The sequence below is a fragment of the Albidovulum denitrificans genome (genome assembly GCF_002973535.1).
Lineage (GTDB): Bacteria > Pseudomonadota > Alphaproteobacteria > Rhodobacterales > Rhodobacteraceae > Albidovulum > Albidovulum denitrificans.
In genome coordinates this window covers 230,282-248,484 of the sequence record NZ_PVEP01000005.1, presented here as the reverse complement: position 1 = coordinate 248,484, position 18,203 = coordinate 230,282, and the positions used below count along the sequence as shown (strand labels likewise).

The following is an 18,203-nucleotide window of genomic DNA, read 5'->3' as shown; positions in this document are numbered from 1 at the left end:
TCACCCCAGCGTCTGCACGAAAGAAAAGCCGCCGCCCTCGACCATGCCGCTGCGGCGGGACCCGGACTGGACCGATCCCGGCACGACCTTCGCCTCGACCGTCGGGCGGGCAAGCTCGGCCGGGTCGCCGACCGACAGGCCGGAGGCGACGGGCGGCGTCACCTCGTTCCAGCCGGTCACGCCGGTCACGTCGGCGCTCGATGGCACGACGATGCGGTGGAGGTCGTAGCGGACCGGGCCGCTGCCGTAGCGTACCCCGATCAGGTCGCCGCGGCTGAGCGGATAGTTCGGCGGCAGCCCGGTCAGCGTGATCCCGCGCCGCGACACGTTGATGCCCGACACGGTGACGCTCGCCGCGCCAAGCGCGTTGCCGGTCGGGTCAAGCGCCGGGTAGGGCCGGTTCAGATCGCAGACCAGGAACGAGGCGCCATTGCTGCGCGCGAGGTTGAGGAGCGGCGCGAGATCGGCCGCCTCGGCCGGTGTCAGCTTCGCCAGCGTGACCGACCCGCGCCAGAGCGTCGGGCCGACCTCGCGGGTCAGGAGCTTGCCGGACGCGACGCCCGAGCTTTCCACTTGCTCGATCGGGTCGAAGGTCATCGAGGAGACCAGCAACTCATCCCAGAAATCGGCCAGAGAGAGGGGAAATATCAGCATCAGCCCACCCTCCGGGGATCGCCCTGGACCTTCTGCAGGCTGACCGGCAGCACCTTGGCATCGTAATGCTGCAGCCCGGCCTTTACGGTGCGAACGCTGACACCTTCGGAGACCTTGACGATGCGGGCGTTGATATCGTCGCTCAGCGTCAGCATGATCTCGATCGGGCCACGACCGCCCTGGCCGAAGGCGGCGGTCGCGCCGCCACCACCGACGAAGCCGCCATTGGCAAAGGCCGGCGCACGGTTGATCTGTTCCAGGAGCGGGCGGTGCCGGGCCGTCGCCGCTGCGTTGACCACGAATTCGCCATTCGAGAGACGGGCGAGGATCTTGTCTTCGCGCGGCCCGCCGGGGCCGACCATCAAGCCGCCATCCGCTTTCGCCGGGACACCGGGGATCCCGAGCGCGCCGCCGATCACGTCGAACAGACCCGTGCCCTGACCGCCGAAGATGCCCGCCAGCGGCCCGGTACCGAGCAGCGCCGATTGCAGGAGAGCCTTGGCGATTGCCGCCGCGAGGTTCGACATGACCTCGCTGGCTTTGCCGCCCTGAAGGATCAATGTTTCGAGCGCGTCGTAGGCGGTGCTCTTCGCGAAGTCCCATGCCTCCTGCGCCTGCTTCTGGGCCTTCTCCTCACGCTGCTTCGTGCGGATCAGATCCTCGACCTTCTTCCGCTCCTCTTCGGTCGCCCCGGCAAGCGCCACCCGGTTGCGGATCATCTCCTTCTGCACAGGGTCGGTTTCGCGCAGGATGTCGAGCTCGTCCTGAAGGCTGGCGATGTACTTCTGGGCGCGCTCGGTCTGCTTGCGGCTGGCGGAGGCGCCACGATTGGCGGCCTGCTCACGCTTAGTCGCCGCCGTGCGCAAGTCGGCGATTTCCTTGTCGAGTGCCAGGCCGCGCAGCTTGGCCTCGGTGTCGGAGCGAACAATGAGCGCCTGAGCGCGGTTCTTGGCATTTTCTTCGAGGACCTTGCCCTCCGCCCGGATCTCGCTTTCCAGAACGGCGCGCCGGGCGTCCGCCGCCGATTTGCCTGCCTTCAGCGCATCAATCTCGACCTGCTTCGCAGCATTTGCGATGTTCGTCTTTCCAAGCGATGCGAGCGCTGCACCGATACCACGCACATGCGCCGCGACCCCGGCCATGGCACTGGCCCAGACGTTGGTCGCGCCGGTGGCGCCGGTGATCGCGTCCCAGGCATCCTCGACCGCGCGGCGGGTATCATCGCTCGCCCCGACGACATCGAGGAAGGAGGCGAGCATGCCTTTCAGCCCGGTATCGGTTCCGTTGGCCGCGTCCCACGCGGCGATGAGGTCATCGCGCAACTGGCCTGTGACATCCTTGCTGGCCAGCAGGGCCTCGAAGGCCTGACGCTCGGCCTGGAAGCGCGCGCGGACCACCTCGACGCTGTCCTCGCCGAACGCCCGGATGACATTGCGGATCTCCGCCTCGCTGCGCAGGTCGGAAAGGGTCTTCTCGCCCCAGGCCTGGGCGATCTGTTGCGCAGAGCCAATCCCCTCCTGAGCAGCCTTCGCAGCAAGGAGCTGGGCTTCTAGCGCGCGGACGAGCTTGAAGTACTCCCTCTGCTCATCGCTCATGCCACGAATGCCGCCAGCCGATTGCAGGATCAGCTCCCGCATCGACCGCAATGCGGCGATCTGATCGCTTAGATCGGTCGACTGATTGAGCGTTTCGAGGGAACCCTTGAACTGCTGCACCGTCGGATCGATCTGCTGCGAGCGGAAACCGTCCTTCCCGGTCACCTGGCGCGACAGGGGGACGTTGAGCAGGTCCGCGATCTGGCTTTGGGAAATCTTGCCGAAGAGGTTGTCGAACCTGCTCCCGAGCGTGTCGGTCGCATCAGCGGCCTTCAGAAGCAGTTCGACCAGCGACAGCTCGGTGATCTGCCTCTGAAGCTCGACGATCTCCGGGGTCACGTCGCCGAACATGCGGGCGAGTTCGGCATTGCCGATCTTCGCCTCTTGCTGCCAGCTCTTCGTTGCATCGGCGAGCTCGCCGATCGCATCCTCGACGGACTTCGCATCGCCGAAGACACCACGCAGCGCACCGCCCAGAAGGCCGAGTGCCGCCACCGCGCCAAAGACCGCGAAGTTCACGGGGTTCAGCATCCCGAGGAATGCGCCGCTAAGCGCCTGGACCGCGCCCCGCGCCCCGAGCGGACCGAGCACCTGGCTGATCTGGGTGCCCTGCTGTGCAGCCAGAAGAAGCGGTGACTGACCCGCGATGAGCATCTGGCCAACGTCGTTGAACTGCGCCACCAGGTTCGATGTCGCGCCAGCCGCGCCGCGTCCACCGCTTCGCCCGCCACCCCTGCCAAGCGCGGCCTCCAGCTGCGCGACCTTCGCAGTCAATGCCTCGGCGGCGCTCGATGCCTTCGCCTCCGCCAGCACGACCGCGTCGAGTTGCGCGCGCATGCGGCCAAGCTCGGCCTGCAGCCCCGCGATCTGAGCATCGGTCGCAGCACTCTGCTGACCGAGGCCCGCGACCTCAGCTTTCGTCTTGGACACGGCGGCGGTGGTGGAGGCCAGCTCAGCCTTCGCCCGGCTCGCATCGGCCGTCAGCAGCATCGAGACGTTGAATGACCCGGCCGTCATGACTGGGCCTCGTTCATCGCGCGGATCGCGGCGCTCTCGATCGTGCGGAGGTCATCCCATCCTGCCGGGTCCAGCCGGATACCGGCAGCACGAAGACCTGACCTGACGCCGGTATAGTCGAGGCCGATCACCGCCATGCCGAACCCTCCCGAAGCGACCCGCCATTGCGTGTCGATCGAGAGGAAGGCGCGCGCGACGGCGAGATGCTCTGCCCAGAGGGCAAAGCGCGGCGGAGCCGGGGGCGGCTCCAGTCCGAACATCTCTGCATCGCGCGCGGCTTCATCGTTAGAGGCTCCGTTCAGTTCGGCGCGAGCCCAGGCGCGGCCGAACTCGCGGAGTTTCCCGAGCGGAGCCCCGCCGAGGCGACGTAGTAGTGGCGGATGATGGCCGAGCGGACGAAGGCGAACTCCAGCAGTTTCGTGCGCCACTCCCCGGCGCCATCGACGGGCTTCTTGTCCCGATCGACGAGCTGCTCGAAGGACACGACGATGCGATCGAGGACGGCCTTGGCGCCGCCGCTGTTCTCCAGCTCCTCCATCTCGGAGACCGGGATCGCCCGGAACCGGGTGCGCAGGACGTCCTTACGCCAGCCCTCGCCGTCGGGAACGTCGACGCGCACATCCTCCACGAACTGAGGATCCTCGATGATTTCAAACATGGCTGTCTCCTCAGGTAAGCGTCAGGGTCCACTGGTCGTTGCCCGCGTTCACCTGCGGCACGAGCGACAGCGGCCATTCGACGATGCCTTGCTGCTGGTTTAGGCCGGCCGGACGCTGCATCTGCGCCAGCGGCACGTTCAGACCGACCTTGTGACCGGCGACGGTGCCGTGTTGCAGGACGAGCGGCTGGGTGGTCTGGGCGAGCGCCAGCCCGTAGGGGTCAAGCGTCGCCAGCGGCACCGCCTCGATGGTGCAGGCGATCTTCTCGGCCTTGTTGGTGATCAGGATGTTCTCCGCCCCGATCAGGAAGCGGCCGACAACCTCGTTGCCCAGGTCGAACTCGCAGCTGCGCAGCACCAACGAGGTGCCGCCGATGGTGAAGACCGGCGTGTTGACCGAGGTGGCGACGACCGGCTTCTGCCAGGAGGTCAGCGTCGGCGATGCCTGCACGACGGCCGAGGGCGCCACGAAGAGGCCGGTGAAGGTGAACGAGATCTTCGGCACCTTCTGCGCCTCGATGCGGATGGTCGCGGTCCCGCGCGATCCGACGAGGGCGTAAAGGGTACCTTCAATCCAGAGGTAGAAGGTCCCGCTCTCATGCGCGTCGGAGACCGGGTTGTAGGTGACCGAGGTCGCGGCGACGATCGTCTCGGCCACGGCGCAGCCGCGCAAGAGCGGCCCATAGGCGGGCGGTGTCCCGGCCGCGCCGGAGCCCGCCAGTTCGACGTCGAACGACAACTTGGCGTGGATCCCGGTCGGGATCGTCGGCTGGGCGCCGAGCGTCGTCAGCTCCAGCTCCCGGCTCTCGTCCTGCCCCTCCATCGGGGAGAGCTGCACGTTCTGCGCAAGGATGGCATCGGTCGCGGCATCGGGGTTTTCGTCCGTGCCATAGGTGCTCTCGATCGCGAACAGGAGCGTCTTGCGGTTCCACTTCAGCGGGGTCGGCATGTCAGCCCTCCTTCACGGTCGGCTTGGTGGCGCCCTTGACGGGCTTCTTCGGGGCAGGCTTCAGCGCGCCCTTATCGTCGCGGATGTAGCTGCCGCCGGAGGACGGCAGGGACAGCGGCTTGTCGGTCATGTCAGGATCCTCAGTTGATCGGAGAGCTGGAACTCGAGCTGGTAGACAATCGTCCCGGCGGTCATGCTGACGATCGAGCCGCGCGCGAGGGAGAAGACGCCGGTCGCACCGGGCAGCTCGATCCCCGCGACGGCGTTCACGACCGCGTCGATAAGCTCTTCAAGCTCGGGGATCGCCTTGTCGCCCGTGCGGCTGAAGGAGCGCAGGACCAGCATCACGCCGACGATCTCGCGCACCTCCTGACGGAAGATGCCGGTGACCGCATCGACGGCGCCGCCCTGCAGCCCGAGAGGCAGCACGAAAGCAGCCGGCGTGACCTGCGGCAGCGAGTTCTGGCGCATCAGCTCGGCGAAAGCCATGGCGCCCTCGATACGACCTGTCAGCGTCGGGACCTCGGCTCCGATCCGATCGCGGATGAAGGTGACCGCGTCCATCAGATGAAGCCTTTGAGGTTGTCGGCGGTGAAGGGCCGTTCGCGATCCGTCACCTGGACGCCGCTGCCGCCCTTTTCGACCGAGGGTGTCCCGGCCGACGCCAGCGTGATGACACCGGCCGCGATATCGCGCAGCGCGCGCAGCGCTTCCTTGTAATCGGCCTCGACCTTCGGATCCGGCGCACCGACATGCAGCTTCCAGATGACGATCGAACCGGCGATATCGCCCAGGATCGCGGGCACGGGGGTGACGGGGGTCTGGTAGCGGCCAGCGACATAGCCATCGATGACGGCATCGGCGTCGGCGATCGCCTTGTCGACCACGGAGGTGTCGATGGCGCCGGTGGACATCTCACCCCGATCCGTCAGGGCGACGAGCATGCGATCACCGAACCGGGCCGTCAGATCTGCGAGGGTGGTGTAGGGCACGGGCGTTCACCTTGGACCTATGGGTCCGGGGGCCGTCTGGCTCCCCGCATGCGCGCCCCCGGAAACGCCTGCGGATCAATGCCCTCGCTCGGGGTGCATTCCCCGCCGGGGACGCTCAGGCGTCCTCGGCTTCAACGTCCTCGCTCCGGGTCTCGATCGTGGAGACCAGCAGCGGGTCAGACTGGATCGCGGCGACCTGGGCGTCGGTCAGGTCCTCGACGCGGAGTTCGACCTCGGCCTTGCCGAAGGCATGGCCAGCGCGGCGGCGGCCAATTTCCGGCCCGACGACGCGCAGGACCTCGATCTCCCGCTTCTTCTTCGCGGCAGGCTTCTTCTCGGCGGCCTTATCGGTCGCGGCGGCGGGTTTCTTCTCGACGGGATCGGTCATCGTTCGCTCCTGACTGGCGGTTCATGGAAGGGGGCGAGCGGACCCGCCCCCTCTGCAGAAACCGTCAGGTGTCAGGCGAGCCAGGGCGTGACCATCAGCTCGGCCGTGCCCTTCCACTCGTTCGTCTCGCCACCGGCGGCATATTCGGAGTTCAGCAGCTTGCGCGCCGCGCTTTCGAGCGCCGGAGGCACGACCAGCAGGAACTTCTTCAGGCCCAGAGGACGACCATAGTCGCCCTTCATGCCCATCAGCGCCGACCGCGCCGTTGCATAGTGGGCGGCATCGAGCGTCTGCTTCGAGCCCCAAGCCATCTGCCAGAAGCCGAAGCCGGTGTTGCCCCGCGCGTCGGTGCCGTAGATGAATTCCTTGTTGTTGAAGACGTTGTCGTCGGTCAGCCGGTCCTTGGCGACAAACTCGAAGTCCTTGCGCTTCTGCAGGATGATCGGCTTCAGCGCACGGCTCGTCTCCAGCAGGAACCATGCCGTTCCGCCACCGCCATCGGTGTTGGCCACGCTCTGCGGGACGCCATTTTCGTCCAACACCGGGTGATCGGTGTCGAAGAAGAACTGGTTGTCGTAGCAGTTCGCGGTGAAGCCTGCCTTCAGCTGCTCGTAGACCATCATGGCCCAGTGCGCCCCCGACGACATGCCCATTTCCCGGAACATCGGGCCGTAGATCCCGAGGTTGTCGGTCTCGATGTCGTCACGATCGACGCCAAGGGTCAGCTCGAAGGGCTTCTCCTTGATCGAATAGTCGTGCTGCTGGAGGTTCTGCACGGCGCGGGCGCCGATCCATTCGCGGACGTTCGGCACCTTGCCGAGCCAGCCGTACTTCTGTTCCTTCGTGGTGGCCGGAACGACGGTGGCGATCATCTGCCAGTCCTGATCGGCCTCGCCGAGGCCATCCTGGAAGGTGGTCTTGAAGCCGACGCGGAGGCCGTCGAGGTTCGCTGCGTTGATGAGCATGTGTGGGGTTCCTTACGACAGAACGGCGCGGGTCAGGGCTTCGTCGCAGCGCACCCAGACGCCTTGGGCGTCCACGCTGTCGACCACCCCGGCGGGCGAGCGGGTGTTGGAGCCACTCGTCTTGGCGACCGTCTGGTCGTCGACGATGTAGCAGACGTTGCCGATCTCGGCGGCGGTGATGAGATCGGCGGCGGCGGAGTTGGCGAAGCGGAAGACGCCCGGCTTGTAGTTCACCGGGGTCACACCGGCGGTGGTCGAGGCGACCTGCTCTTCCGCGCGCCCGATACCGAACGAGCCGGTGGCGGTGGCACCGGCAAGGATCTGGCCCGCCGCGTTGCGCATCAGGAGCGCACCGGCGAAGACGGTCTGGTTGGCCCCCAGCAGGCCCTGGCGGTCGTTGCCAATGGCCTCGGGGGTATTACGGTCAGCGGCAAGCGCGGGCATCAGAGGGTCTCCTGTTTGCGCTCAGCGGCGAGCGTCTTGGCATAGGCTTCGGGATCGACGCCGATCAGCTTGGCCGACATGGCCTGCTCGGCGTTCAACGCGACCTCGCCGTCCTTCGGCGCAGGCGGGACGACGGTCGTGCGGGTGCTGTCGAGCTTCGGCATCTCGCCGATCATCTTCTCGACCGTCGCGGGCTGCTCCATATGGAGCGCGATCAGATCCTCGCGATTGCTCTGGCGGACACCGGCACGGCCCTCCTTCAGGGCGCCGTCGATGAACGCCTCGGAGCGGGCGCGCGAACCCGCCTTCTTGAGCGTGTCGAGCTCGCCCTTCACGGTGGCCAGCTCGCTCTGCAGCGCGGTCACGTCGGCATTGCCAGCCTTTGCGATCTTGGCGGCCGCGACGATCGCCTTCGCGTCACTGCCTTCGACGCCGAGCGCGGTGCCGATCTCGGCGATCGAGGACTGAATGGCGGTTTCCGCGCCGGTCAGCTTCTCGACAGCGGCGAAGATCTGATCCTCGGTCGCGTCCTCGGCGAGGTTCAGCGCCTTCGCCAGCTTCTTCAAGTCGAACATTTCGTCGGTCTCCTGATTGAGTGTGGCAAGGCCACGGAAGTTCGGTCGGTTCACCAGGCTCGCCCGCAGGATGCGGACGATCTTCTTGGCCTTGTCGTGCAGGATGACGGGCGACATCGCCCGGTAGGCGCGGTCGGCGACGAGCGAGCGCCCGGCCGAGTTCCACTCGACCTTTCCCCAGATCCCGTCGGCCCGAACTTCCATCGCCGAGATCCAGCCCCGCGCGGGAGAGGCGCCACCGGAAGGTGCCGCGAGGTCCTGGGCGTGGTTCTCGTCGATCTGCAGCCGGTCATCTTCGGCGAAGCTCGCCGCGATCAGCGCCTCGGCATCCTCGATCCGGTAGGGGCCGCGCCCGTCCACGGTCATCACGTCGCCCTTCGCGGTCGGCACGAGGTGGACCCAGTCGGGAACCTCGGCGCCGTCGGGAAGCGCAAGTTCGGCCATGCAGGCCGTGAAGGGCTGTGTGGTCTTGTGCGTCATGGGGCGACAATCGCCGCTTCGCACGACCAAATCGCCCCCGAGAGGTTTCTGGGGTCAGAGGGGTCGATCAGGGGGGACTTCGAAAGAGGCGCTCAGCGCGCCCGTGAGCGGCCTCTTCCCGCGCAGGCTACTCCGCAGCCCCGGAAGTCGGCAAGGGTATTTAATGGGTATTTAACGGGGCGCTGACGCGGCATTCCGTCCTGACCGGCCGATCGCAGGCGCGTCCGCGTCGGGAAATTCGCCCGACGCCTCACTTCGGGCCACCGGACGCGGCCCCTTCGAGCCACTCTTCGACGATGTCGATCACGTTCGCGCTGTCCTGCGCAGAGAGGCCGATGAACGGCCGCGCCGGAATGTTCCCCCAGGGGATCGGTCCGCCCCGGCTCGTGCGCCCGAACTGCCCCTTGGCGGCACCACCCTGCATCACGGCCGCCTGGATACGGTTCGACCCGATCTCCACCTGGTCGGGACCGGCGCTGTAGTGGATTGTCGTCGATAGTGCCCGCGTCGGGCCGATCAGCGGCCGGAAGCTCACGCTGTCGCCGCGCGCCTTGTAGGCCTCGATCGTGGTGGGCGACTTCGGCGCCCATGGGTTGCCGTCTGGATCGACGCCGTCGGCAAAACGCTGCTTCGTCCCCTCGACCAGCACCTCGCCGATATCCTGCATCGCCGGGCGCATGTCGGTCATCGCGGCCGCCATGCGGGCAAGCGCGGCCTGGACTTCCTCGTCCTTGAGTTCGATGCGCAGCATGATTATCTTTCCAGGAGAGGTGGCAGGGACCGTTGCGGCTCTACCGCGATCGTTTCGGACGTATGGCCCAAGTCACCTCCTCCTTCCTCGCCCACTCTACTTTTTGAACATCGTCTTCAAGACCAGCATCTTGCGGCGTCTTCGGATCTCGAACACAACCGTCCAGGTCTGATTGCCGACCCTGATCTTCATGACGACGCTGGGCCGCGCCTGACCTTTCTGAACATCACCCGCCTCGATTGCCGTTACAAAATCGAGGTGGCTCGCCAGATTGGCGAAATCCTCCACCGTGACCGCAGATTGACCGCGCGCCGTCTCCGATATCGCATCGAAATGCCCGGAGGCGACATGGCGGATCGCATCCTGTTCAAGGTTGAAGTCGAAGCCAGCCACATCAAATCCGGCCGACCGTACCGCCTCGACATGCGCCGAGGTAAGACGACCGAGTGTCTTGTAGGCGTCGGCCGGTGCCGCGCTCCCGCCGGTGAGCGTGGCCTTCACGAAGCTCCCGACCGAACTTCGTAGTGAAGGAAGCTGGCGGTACCCACTGGCAAAATCGTCGACAACACCCGCTGGCAGAGAGGCCATGAACTCCTTCGCCAGGACATGTTCCCACTTGATGGTTTTCTCGGTCATGGTCGCGATCGTATCGCTCACCGTATCCCCCGGCGCGTGATCCCACCCTTTTCCGATGCCTGGCGGCGTCCCGGTTCGGGGATCGACACTGTCCCAACCTGACGGTGGCGTCGTAAAGCCGGGTTTCCCTCCCAAACGGATCGCGCCGCGCATGGAGCGCGCGCCAGCCACGCGGCAGCCGCAGCCCCAGCCATTCGGCGGATAGTGCGCAGCCCAGAACGGATCGTCGGCAGGCAGGACCAGCCCATCCCACGAGAGGTGATCGAGGCGAGGGTGTTCGGCCCCGCTGTGGCGATAGACCCAGAGCGGGAACTTCGCCTCGCGCATTTGGGCCAGCCGCCCGGCCGAATAGGTCGTGGCGACGTTCGTGCGATAGATGACGCGGGTTCGCCATGCCTCGCCCTTCTTCGTGCCCTCTCCTGTCCAGCCATGCCAGCCGTGCCGTTCCACGATGTCCCGAAAGTCGCGGCGGAAGTCCTCGAGCGAGCCGCCCTCGGCGACAACGCGATCGACGGCGGCGGCGAGGTCGGCCAGGAGATCGGCCTTGACCGCTCCCGCCACCATGAAGGCCCGGTCATGCTGGGCGCCTGTCAGGTCATCCCAACGCGCCGTCGGCCGAAGATCCCCGAAGCGAAGCCGCAGCGCGGCGACCTGCTCCGGGAACGGCTTGCGGAAGATGCCGCTCAGATCCTCAGGCACTGTCCTCCTCCGCGCTTGCCCGCCCGGCGAGCTCGGCCGCCAGAAGACCGTCGGCCAGCGCCTCCGTCAGCGGCCCGTCGTCGAGGTTCGGATAGGCCTCCCGCAGCATGACGCGGAACTCATCCAGAGACCCGGCGGCACCCAGCATCGCCTCGATCTGGCCGAGCATCTTGCCGACGGCCGGGCCGCCTTCGCCCGCAAGACGTTCGGTGATGAGATCGACGGGATCCGCGCCCGTCGTCACCCCGGCACTCTGGGGCGCCTCGACCGCGCCCGGATCGGCCTGTTTTGGATCGGCCGTGGCGTCCGGTTTCGCGGCCGGTGGCGCGTTCGGATCGGCAACCGGCGGCTCCGCCGCCTTCGGCTGCCCGAGAAGCTCCGCATCCTTGCCGGGATCGGAGAGGCCGAGCCGGTCACGCATCTCGCTCTGCTCGACCCGCATGCCGAGGGGCACGAGCCTTACGACGGCATCGACAAGGCCCTTCAGGTCTTCCTTCTCGGGACGGGCAATGACCAGGCGCGGATAGCGCTTCTGCGGACCGAACTCGAGATCGACCCAGGGCCGGATCAGGTCGCGGTTCAGGATCGCCGAGAGAGCGCGCGCATCGGCCCGCTCGATGTCCTCCTGGACCTGCCGGTGCTCCTTGCCAGACCCGAGGCCGCCGGTGACGGCATCGGTGGTGGCGGTCTGCCCGAGGACGGCCTTCGAGATCTGCTTGTCGAGCCAGTCGGCTCGGCGCTCGTAGAGATCCGAGGTCTGGCCGACCGACTTGGTCTCGACGAACTCGATCTCCATGCCTTCCGGGATGATCGCCGCGCAATCGCCAGCGATGTTCGCAACCGCCCTGAAGAGGATGTTCTTGTCCTCATCGCTGGCGTTCGGCCCGAACTTGCCGAGACGCAGGGGCTGGCCATAGGTCTGCGTGAAGATCGCCCAGTCGCGCTGGGTGAACGCCTTGAACATCCATGCCCAGGCGGCCGCGCGGGCGAGGCCGGAGCGCAGGACCAGCCCGGACTTCGCCTTGATCGAGGCGAAGATGAACTTGAAGGCAGGAAGGGGTTCCTCCTGCCCGTGTTCGCTCAGAAGAAGGGGTGTGGCGAGGTTCGTCCGGTCGAAGCGGAACCAGCGCGGATCGCGGTATTCCAGCCGCTCCGGCATCCACTGGCCCTCGGACGTGTCCCAGATGATCTCGGTGAAGGAATAGCCCTTCCCGATGCAGTCGAGGATATCGAAGAGCTCCTCGGTCAGCTCGTCGCGGCGCAGCCAGTCGCGGATCATGTCCGCGATTTTTACGTCCTTCGGATCATCGGAGGCCGCCTCGACCGACACGTCGATCTGGCTGACGGAGCGGCGCCGGGTACCGAGGACGCCGAGGTAATGCGGATCCCGCTCCTCGATCGTCTCGGCCAGCTCCAGATAGCGCACCGTGTCACCGGCATCGGCATCGCGCAGGATCGCCGCCAGGCGCAGCGGGTTGAGGCCATCGGCAGGGTATCCCGACAGGGGCGAGCGAATGCCCGTCAGGGTCGGAACGGCGACCTCATCTGCCAGCTGCTTTCGGGAAACGGGGTTGCCCCAGCGGTCGAGGAGAGTGGGTGTAGCCATTACAGGTATCCTCCGGCATCGAGCCGATCTATGATTTCATGGACCACCTCCACTTCACCCGCGCTCACCATTTCGGCGGCAGACCTGCCTGCAAGCTGCGGGTGCGGTCTGGTCAACCAAACCTCGATTTCAGGCTCAGTGTAGAACTCCGCGAGACGCTGACGGACGGGGCGGCGATCGGGCTTCATCAGATGCTCCCCCGGATCGCGGCACCGGCCGGACTGCGCCACCAGCCGCGATCTTCTGACCCGTCATCGGGGCCGTCGCCCTGACCGGACGAATTGAGACCCCGATATTCATAGTCCTGCGCGGGGCTCGTCCCGGCCGAGACGGCAAGCGCCATAGCCCAAAAGCGGTCCGCGTGGCCGTCCGTGTCGCTGTCGGCGATGAGGCGGCGAATGCCGGTCACGCCGACCTGACTGCGGATCGCATGAAGGTCGGCGCGCAACACCGGATCGCCCGCCGGGATCCGGGTCTTCCGGTCCTGCATCGATTCCTTCAGATCGGTCGCAAGCTCCAGCCGCGCGGGAGAGGTAAAGAGAACCCCCTCGACCCGGACCTGACCGTGGCGGCGCTTGGCATCCTCGACCGGCTTTTCGCCCATGCCGGTCTGGTCCATGCGGCAGCGGACCACGCGGTACCGGCGGAACACCTCGTCCAGAAGCCGGTCCTGCTCCTGGAACGAGATCCGGCGCTTCGCGATGATCTCGCGCACCCAGAGAACATCGCCCACCGCCTCAAGCACGACGATGACGAAGAGGTCGTTGCGGGCCGCGATGTCGACGCCAACGAAACACGGCCCGCCCTGATAGTGCTCCTTCATCCCGGCGGCGGCATGTTCGCAGGCGGAGATCAGGTCGTAGTCGAGCCAGGCCGATGCGGCATCGAGCCACTGCAGCTCGAATTCCTGCGCCCAGGCATCCTCGTCGGCGATACCCTTCCGCAGCTCTTCAATATCGACATCAAGGCCCTGTTTAACGGCCTCGTAAATATCGACGTGATGGCGGGACCAGTTGGAGCCCTCGGCCGTCATCAGCTGGAAGAACATGTTGCCCTTGCCGTTCGGGGTCGAGATCACGCGGATCTTGTGACCGCCCCGCGCGGCGACCGGAAAGGCCGATCCCCAGATCCGACGGCTGTCGGCATGGAAGGCGAATTCGTCGAGGAGCAGGTTGCCGCCGAAGCCACGCGCCGCGTCGGGCGACGCCGACAGCGCCGTGACCCGGCTGCCGCCCGGAAACCGCACCTCGTGGGTCTTGTAGCTCGCCTCCGGCACATCGACCATGTAGACGCGGTCACCTTGCGTCACCTCTCGGGAATGCGCCGGGACGTGGAACTGGCCCTCCTCGAACACCGGCTGGCCTCCACGCGACAGGCCGCGCAGCACCTCGTAATAGGCGCGCGTCATCGGCTTCAGCGCATCTTCCATCGCCTCCTTGGCGGTGTTCTCCGAGCGCGAGAGGATCGTCCAGCGCGTCTTGCGCCCGTCGATCTCCGCCTGGGTGCAATCGGCCACGATCTCGCCGCAGCTGCCAAAGGTCTTGCCGCCACGGCGCGTGAACATGCCGATCTTGAAGCGCGACTGGTCCGCGATCCACGCCCGCTGATAGGGCAGGAAGTTGATGATCGGGCTGTCCGGGGCGAGCGCCGACATGGGTCAGAGCTCCCGGATCGACATCAGGTACGGCAGCCCGCGCCAATGCGCGATCGAGAACCGGCGGCCGAGATGCTCGATCCGCTCCCGGCGCCCGAAGAGGAACGCGGCAAGGATCGTGCGCAGCGGCCTGATCTTGAAGTTCAGGTTGGCGGCGAGGACGAGGCGCCCGATCTCGGCGTGTTCGTCGGCGAGGTGTTTCATGGGTTCACCGCGCGGCATCGAGATGTCCACCAATTCCTAGGCCGAATTCGATGTGCCAGCCGATGTCGGAAAGGGCCTTCCACAGAGTGGCTTCTAGATCGCTGTCCAGAGGCCGGGCCGCTCGCGAAACCGACACGCCTCCCCGACGACGCGCCTCCCTGATCGCGTCCTCCCTAGCTGCACGCGTGGTCGCGAAATCGCGTCCCTTCTTGCCATTAGTGTCCACCCACCGGAACGCCATCACGCAAACCCCAAGATCTGGCGGGCCTTGACACGGAAGTCCTCTGTGATTTCGCCGTTTTCGGTGGCCAGAACGAGTTTCGCGTCGAGCCGCTTCTGCTCGGCATCCATCAATTGCTCGCGGATCCCCGACGACTGCATGATGTCCTTCATCATGCGGCCGAGGAAATGCAGCTCCTTCGGATCGATCTCGTCTCCGGTCTTGGCCATCTGGGCTTGCATGACCTTGAAGGCGAGAGCGGTGATCATCTGGAAGAGGATGTTGTGACGCTTGGCCTCGTCGCCGATCCCCTGCTCGGTCATCCACTCCTTCGCCCAGGCGTCGGCCGCCTTCTGCACCTTGACGAACTCGGCATACTGGACGCCGAACTCCTGCAGCGCGGATTTCTGGATGCGGAGCTCCAGCCCGGCTTCTTCAAGCTTCCAGTTCAGCTCCTCGGCGATGGCAACGTAGTCGCCGAAGCCGCTCTTGCGCAGCGCCTCTTCGAGCCACTCGCGCAGCTCCTCGGGCAGTAGATCGACCTTGCGGGGGCTGGGCATGTCAGCGCCTCGGCCGGGGGCGCTGGATGTCGGGATGCGTGGCCATGCCGCGCGCGATCTCCACACCGCGCCGCGTCGCGCTGACGACCGAGAAGTCCTGCGACCCGGTCACGTCGATGAACCCCTGCTCCTTCAGCCAGGCAAGATCGGTCACGACCTGGTCGCTCGATGACGGCAGGCCAAGCCCCTGAAGGACACCCTGCAGGATCGAGCTGTTCGAGGTGTAGTCCGGCACCTCTTCCAGATGGCGCAGGATCGCGAGGCGGCGGTGCTGGCGGACGGTTTCGGCGTAGTCGGTCATCGTTTGGCTCCATCGAGGAGGTGGCTCTCGTGGCGGTCGACGGAGAACTCGATGCGCTTGATGATCTCGCTCGTGCCCTTCATCTCGGCGCGCATCTCGCGCAGATATCCGCCAAGCTCTGTGATCGAGAGCTGCATCTTGTGGACGTCCTCGCGCCCAGGCATGCCCGTCAGGGTCTGCTCGACCGAGGACAGACGCGCCTCGTGGCTGTCGATGCGGATCCGGTTCTGTTCGATCGACTTGGCGTTCGTGCGGCTGCCAGATGCCATCAGGTTCCAGACCGTCAGGCCGAAGGTCAGCAGCTGCGAAAGCGCGATGACCCAGACGACGAAGGGCGAGATATTGAGGACTTCGGCACCCATCAGCGGCGCCCCGTCCATTTGGCCATCAGGTCTTTCGCGGTGTGTCCGCCCATGTAGAGCGACATATAAAGCGCGCTGAGCTGCAGGAGGATCCCGAGGTCGGTAGGCGGCAGGGCGGTCTTCCAGATCGCGTTGGCGACGTGCAGGATCACGAGGTTCCACAGCCAGATGAACCCGAGACCGTACATGCCGAGCGGGCGCCAGGCGCGCGCCCAGAGCGGGTCCTCAGCCTCCATGCGGTAGGTCTCCTGCCGGGCCGCAAGCTCGGCCATGTAAAGCGGCACAAGCTCCGCCACCTCCGGCTCGGCGGCGACCATGGCGGTCATCACCTTGCCCGGCTCATCGACCGCCAGCTGCTCGAGCTGGTCGGGCGCAACACCGGCGTGGCGGGCGACGACGCCGATCACGTCGGTGGCCAGCTGTGCATTCCCCTCACCGATCTTGCGGGCGAGGATGTCGCGGATGATGGGGACGCCGACCTGGGCGGCCAGCGCGATGAGGGCAGGCACCATGTCAGGCCTCCTTCCGGTTCGGTTTCGTGGCGGCCTTCACGGCCCACATCGCCGCCTCTTCGGTGGCGGTCTGGGCCAGCGCCTTCAGCCGACCGCGCTCGCGGCTGGCCTCGTCATCGATCGCCACGCGGGACGTCGAATGTGTCGCGATCCCCTCGATCAGGTCGATCAGGCGGGCGGCGGCGGACTTGATCTCGGCGACCTGGTCGTCGCCGGACGGGTTGAACGTCACGCCGACGCGGTATTCTCCCTTGGTCATGGGTCACTTGCTCCTGAGCCAGGCTGCGGATTTCGGGGCGAAGCGCTGGATCTTCGCGGCGACCACGTCGCGATAGGTCCAGGCGAGATAGAGGCCAGCGATGGCGACGCAGATCAGGACGACGCCAACGGCCGTCGCCGAGGTCTCCATGCCGATGCCCGGCACCTGCGTCGCGGCACCACCAGCGCCACCGGCGGCGGCAACGGTGCCGGTCTTCGTGCGGGCATCGAGGCGGCGTTGCAGGGTGGTCAGCGTGGCACGGCCGAGGATGCCATCGACGGTCAGGGCATGGCGCTCCTGGAACGCGCGGACGGCGGCCTCGGCCACGAAGTCGGGATTGGGACCGGGATCGTAGCCGAGCGTCTTCAAAGCCTTGCGGACGTCCGCCAGCTCGGCGTCGCTCAGGCGCAAGGTGATGACGGCCATGCCGGGGCGGCGCTTCGGCTTCGCCGTTTGCGACCCGTATGTCCCGTCGAGGATCAGATCGGCCTCTTCCGCGCGGCGGCGCTGCAGGCCGGGCAGGACCTTGCCGCCGCCCTTGACCCACTTCAGAAGGCCCGCGCGAACCCCCTTCCGATTGTCCATGTGCCAGGCATCGACCCAGCTCGCGCGCTTGATGGCGCCGGTGTTGAAATGGAAGCTCAGCGCGCCGTCGAACTCATGTTGGGCGCAATCGACCTGCCCGTAGCGGCTCAGGGCATAGCGCACCGCCGGTTCGTAGTTGCGCCGCAGGGCGAGCGTCAGCAGGCGCGACGCCTCCTCGGCCGTGATCGTCATGCCGGGCTTCGGATCTACCACGCCAGAGGCCTTGGTCAGGCCCGCGCCGATGGTCAGGACGCCCACGGCATCGCGGTAGGCGCGCAGGACAATGCCTTCATGCCGTTCGAGAAAGCTCAGACCTTCATGGCTGACCTCCATGTCCATAGGGATACACCTCGAGTTGATCGCACGAGGAACATCACCTTTGGTGGGGGGATAAATCGCCCCCGAAGGTCTTCAGGGGGAAGCCGATCCGGTCGGCCGAGGCACTTTGTCAGATGGATGGATCAGCTGTCAAAGGGGACTTTAAGGCTCGGATATCTCGAGCTGAACGAGGCAGATGGTCCAGCCAAAACCGCGCTGGGCTTGTCCGGTTTCGACGACCTCACGCGCCATCTGATCATCGACATCGTGGATCGCTCCGTTCTTCTTTCTGGCATGGCGAACAGCGTCCGGCGATGGTTTCGACAACCAGATTGCCATTGGCTCGCCGCACCCGTCATGACCGAAGTCGTCGTACATCACCCAAGCTGTCGACGTCATTGATCGCTCCTTACATCACACTGGCGCGCGCGCCGAAATCCTTCGATCCAGCTTTTCCGGTGTTCGTAGCGTTTGTAGGGGCAATCGCTCTCACGAAACGCCGGATCAGTTCCAGCAGCAAAGCCTTTGGTATCCGCGAGTTCAAGACCGCGAATGTAGGGACAGACTGCCCTTCTGTCGTATCGCATCGATTTCCAACTCCATACGGGAGAGACCTCAGTGACCAAGCTTTTCGAGCACGGCAGCGCGACGCTCGTTGCCCAATAGGAGGGGATCGATTCCCGCCCCAATCAGGATCTCAGCCGCACGGACGAACAAAGCGGAAAGCTCAACATTCACCGAACGCCAATTGCCATTGGGATATGCTTTATCATGGCGCATGACGGCATCTCTGATTTCATCTGACAATCGCATTTTGGC

26 protein-coding genes are annotated in these 18,203 nt (G+C 66.0%); all 26 read right to left on the bottom strand.

Translation table 11 applies throughout. The annotated features are described in order from the left end of the window. Complete coding sequence (locus tag LX70_RS13285) at positions 1 to 654, bottom strand: hypothetical protein (protein WP_245885079.1); 654 nt, start codon at positions 652 to 654, stop codon at positions 1 to 3. Then, positions 654 to 3,266, bottom strand: a complete 2,613-nt coding sequence (locus tag LX70_RS13280) for a phage tail length tape measure family protein (protein ID WP_105515253.1) — start codon at positions 3,264 to 3,266, stop codon at positions 654 to 656. Before LX70_RS13280 ends, LX70_RS13285 begins: the two co-directional genes overlap by 1 nt. Beyond that, on the bottom strand, positions 3,263 to 3,526 hold the full coding sequence (locus LX70_RS13275) for a DUF1799 domain-containing protein (RefSeq protein ID WP_105515252.1): 264 nt from the start codon (positions 3,524 to 3,526) through the stop codon (positions 3,263 to 3,265). The genes LX70_RS13280 and LX70_RS13275 overlap by 4 nt, the downstream gene beginning before the upstream one ends. 38 nt (positions 3,527 to 3,564) lie before the next feature. After that, positions 3,565 to 3,924 (bottom strand): hypothetical protein, encoded by a 360-nt coding sequence (locus tag LX70_RS13270; RefSeq protein ID WP_105515251.1) that lies wholly within the window; start codon positions 3,922 to 3,924, stop codon positions 3,565 to 3,567. A 10-nt stretch (positions 3,925 to 3,934) separates the two neighbouring features. Then, a complete protein-coding gene (locus tag LX70_RS13265) occupies positions 3,935 to 4,873 on the bottom strand; it encodes a phage tail tube protein (protein ID WP_105515250.1) in 939 nt (312 codons plus the stop codon). Between the two features lies 1 nt (position 4,874). Continuing rightward, complete coding sequence (locus tag LX70_RS21045) at positions 4,875 to 5,003, bottom strand: hypothetical protein (RefSeq protein WP_281260447.1); 129 nt, start codon at positions 5,001 to 5,003, stop codon at positions 4,875 to 4,877. Continuing rightward, a complete protein-coding gene (locus tag LX70_RS13260) occupies positions 5,000 to 5,437 on the bottom strand; it encodes a phage tail terminator protein (RefSeq protein ID WP_105515249.1) in 438 nt (145 codons plus the stop codon). Before LX70_RS13260 ends, LX70_RS21045 begins: the two co-directional genes overlap by 4 nt. Next, positions 5,437 to 5,865 carry a gp436 family protein gene (locus LX70_RS13255; protein ID WP_105515248.1) on the bottom strand — a complete coding sequence of 143 codons (429 nt, stop codon included), beginning with the start codon at positions 5,863 to 5,865 and terminating at the stop codon, positions 5,437 to 5,439. The genes LX70_RS13260 and LX70_RS13255 overlap by 1 nt, the downstream gene beginning before the upstream one ends. Positions 5,866 to 5,980: 115 nt before the next feature. Next, complete coding sequence (locus LX70_RS13250; protein WP_105515247.1) at positions 5,981 to 6,253, bottom strand: hypothetical protein; 273 nt, start codon at positions 6,251 to 6,253, stop codon at positions 5,981 to 5,983. A gap of 71 nt (positions 6,254 to 6,324) precedes the next feature. After that, the gene (locus LX70_RS13245; RefSeq protein WP_105515246.1) at positions 6,325 to 7,218 is read right to left on the bottom strand and encodes a Mu-like prophage major head subunit gpT family protein; all 894 of its coding nucleotides are present in this window, start codon (positions 7,216 to 7,218) and stop codon (positions 6,325 to 6,327) included. Between the two features lie 12 nt (positions 7,219 to 7,230). Beyond that, entirely contained in the window at positions 7,231 to 7,662 is a 432-nt protein-coding gene (locus LX70_RS13240; RefSeq protein ID WP_105515245.1) for a hypothetical protein, read from the bottom strand. After that, a complete protein-coding gene (locus LX70_RS13235; protein ID WP_211301716.1) occupies positions 7,662 to 8,717 on the bottom strand; it encodes a phage protease in 1,056 nt (351 codons plus the stop codon). The genes LX70_RS13240 and LX70_RS13235 overlap by 1 nt, the downstream gene beginning before the upstream one ends. Before the next feature lie 250 nt (positions 8,718 to 8,967). Then, the gene (locus tag LX70_RS13230; RefSeq protein ID WP_105515244.1) at positions 8,968 to 9,468 is read right to left on the bottom strand and encodes a phage virion morphogenesis protein; all 501 of its coding nucleotides are present in this window, start codon (positions 9,466 to 9,468) and stop codon (positions 8,968 to 8,970) included. A gap of 96 nt (positions 9,469 to 9,564) precedes the next feature. Continuing rightward, the gene (locus tag LX70_RS13225) at positions 9,565 to 10,803 is read right to left on the bottom strand and encodes a phage minor head protein (protein WP_105515243.1); all 1,239 of its coding nucleotides are present in this window, start codon (positions 10,801 to 10,803) and stop codon (positions 9,565 to 9,567) included. Further along, positions 10,796 to 12,409: a DUF935 domain-containing protein gene (locus LX70_RS13220; protein WP_105515242.1), complete on the bottom strand. Its 1,614-nt coding sequence runs from the start codon at positions 12,407 to 12,409 to the stop codon at positions 10,796 to 10,798. Before LX70_RS13220 ends, LX70_RS13225 begins: the two co-directional genes overlap by 8 nt. Beyond that, a complete protein-coding gene (locus LX70_RS13215; RefSeq protein ID WP_105515241.1) occupies positions 12,409 to 12,597 on the bottom strand; it encodes an antitoxin Xre/MbcA/ParS toxin-binding domain-containing protein in 189 nt (62 codons plus the stop codon). Before LX70_RS13215 ends, LX70_RS13220 begins: the two co-directional genes overlap by 1 nt. Further along, positions 12,597 to 14,063, bottom strand: a complete 1,467-nt coding sequence (locus LX70_RS13210; protein ID WP_105515240.1) for a phage terminase large subunit family protein — start codon at positions 14,061 to 14,063, stop codon at positions 12,597 to 12,599. Before LX70_RS13210 ends, LX70_RS13215 begins: the two co-directional genes overlap by 1 nt. 3 nt (positions 14,064 to 14,066) lie before the next feature. Further along, positions 14,067 to 14,267, bottom strand: coding sequence for a hypothetical protein (locus LX70_RS13205; protein ID WP_146111608.1), 201 nt, complete (start codon positions 14,265 to 14,267; stop codon positions 14,067 to 14,069). A gap of 240 nt (positions 14,268 to 14,507) precedes the next feature. Then, a complete protein-coding gene (locus LX70_RS13195; RefSeq protein ID WP_105515237.1) occupies positions 14,508 to 15,047 on the bottom strand; it encodes a phage protein Gp27 family protein in 540 nt (179 codons plus the stop codon). A 1-nt stretch (position 15,048) separates the two neighbouring features. Beyond that, the gene (locus LX70_RS13190) at positions 15,049 to 15,348 is read right to left on the bottom strand and encodes a VpaChn25_0724 family phage protein (RefSeq protein ID WP_105515236.1); all 300 of its coding nucleotides are present in this window, start codon (positions 15,346 to 15,348) and stop codon (positions 15,049 to 15,051) included. Beyond that, a complete protein-coding gene (locus tag LX70_RS13185; protein ID WP_170076193.1) occupies positions 15,345 to 15,710 on the bottom strand; it encodes a DUF2730 family protein in 366 nt (121 codons plus the stop codon). Before LX70_RS13185 ends, LX70_RS13190 begins: the two co-directional genes overlap by 4 nt. Continuing rightward, a complete protein-coding gene (locus tag LX70_RS13180) occupies positions 15,710 to 16,222 on the bottom strand; it encodes a hypothetical protein (RefSeq protein ID WP_211301715.1) in 513 nt (170 codons plus the stop codon). The genes LX70_RS13185 and LX70_RS13180 overlap by 1 nt, the downstream gene beginning before the upstream one ends. Before the next feature lies 1 nt (position 16,223). Beyond that, the gene (locus LX70_RS13175; protein ID WP_105515234.1) at positions 16,224 to 16,481 is read right to left on the bottom strand and encodes an Acb2/Tad1 domain-containing protein; all 258 of its coding nucleotides are present in this window, start codon (positions 16,479 to 16,481) and stop codon (positions 16,224 to 16,226) included. A gap of 3 nt (positions 16,482 to 16,484) precedes the next feature. After that, a complete protein-coding gene (locus tag LX70_RS13170; RefSeq protein WP_105515233.1) occupies positions 16,485 to 17,405 on the bottom strand; it encodes a lysozyme in 921 nt (306 codons plus the stop codon). A 141-nt stretch (positions 17,406 to 17,546) separates the two neighbouring features. Then, positions 17,547 to 17,783 carry a hypothetical protein gene (locus LX70_RS13165; protein WP_105515232.1) on the bottom strand — a complete coding sequence of 79 codons (237 nt, stop codon included), beginning with the start codon at positions 17,781 to 17,783 and terminating at the stop codon, positions 17,547 to 17,549. Positions 17,784 to 17,999: 216 nt separating this feature from the next. Then, positions 18,000 to 18,197, bottom strand: coding sequence for a hypothetical protein (locus LX70_RS20480; RefSeq protein WP_146111606.1), 198 nt, complete (start codon positions 18,195 to 18,197; stop codon positions 18,000 to 18,002). Between the last annotated feature and the right edge of the window lie 6 nt (positions 18,198 to 18,203).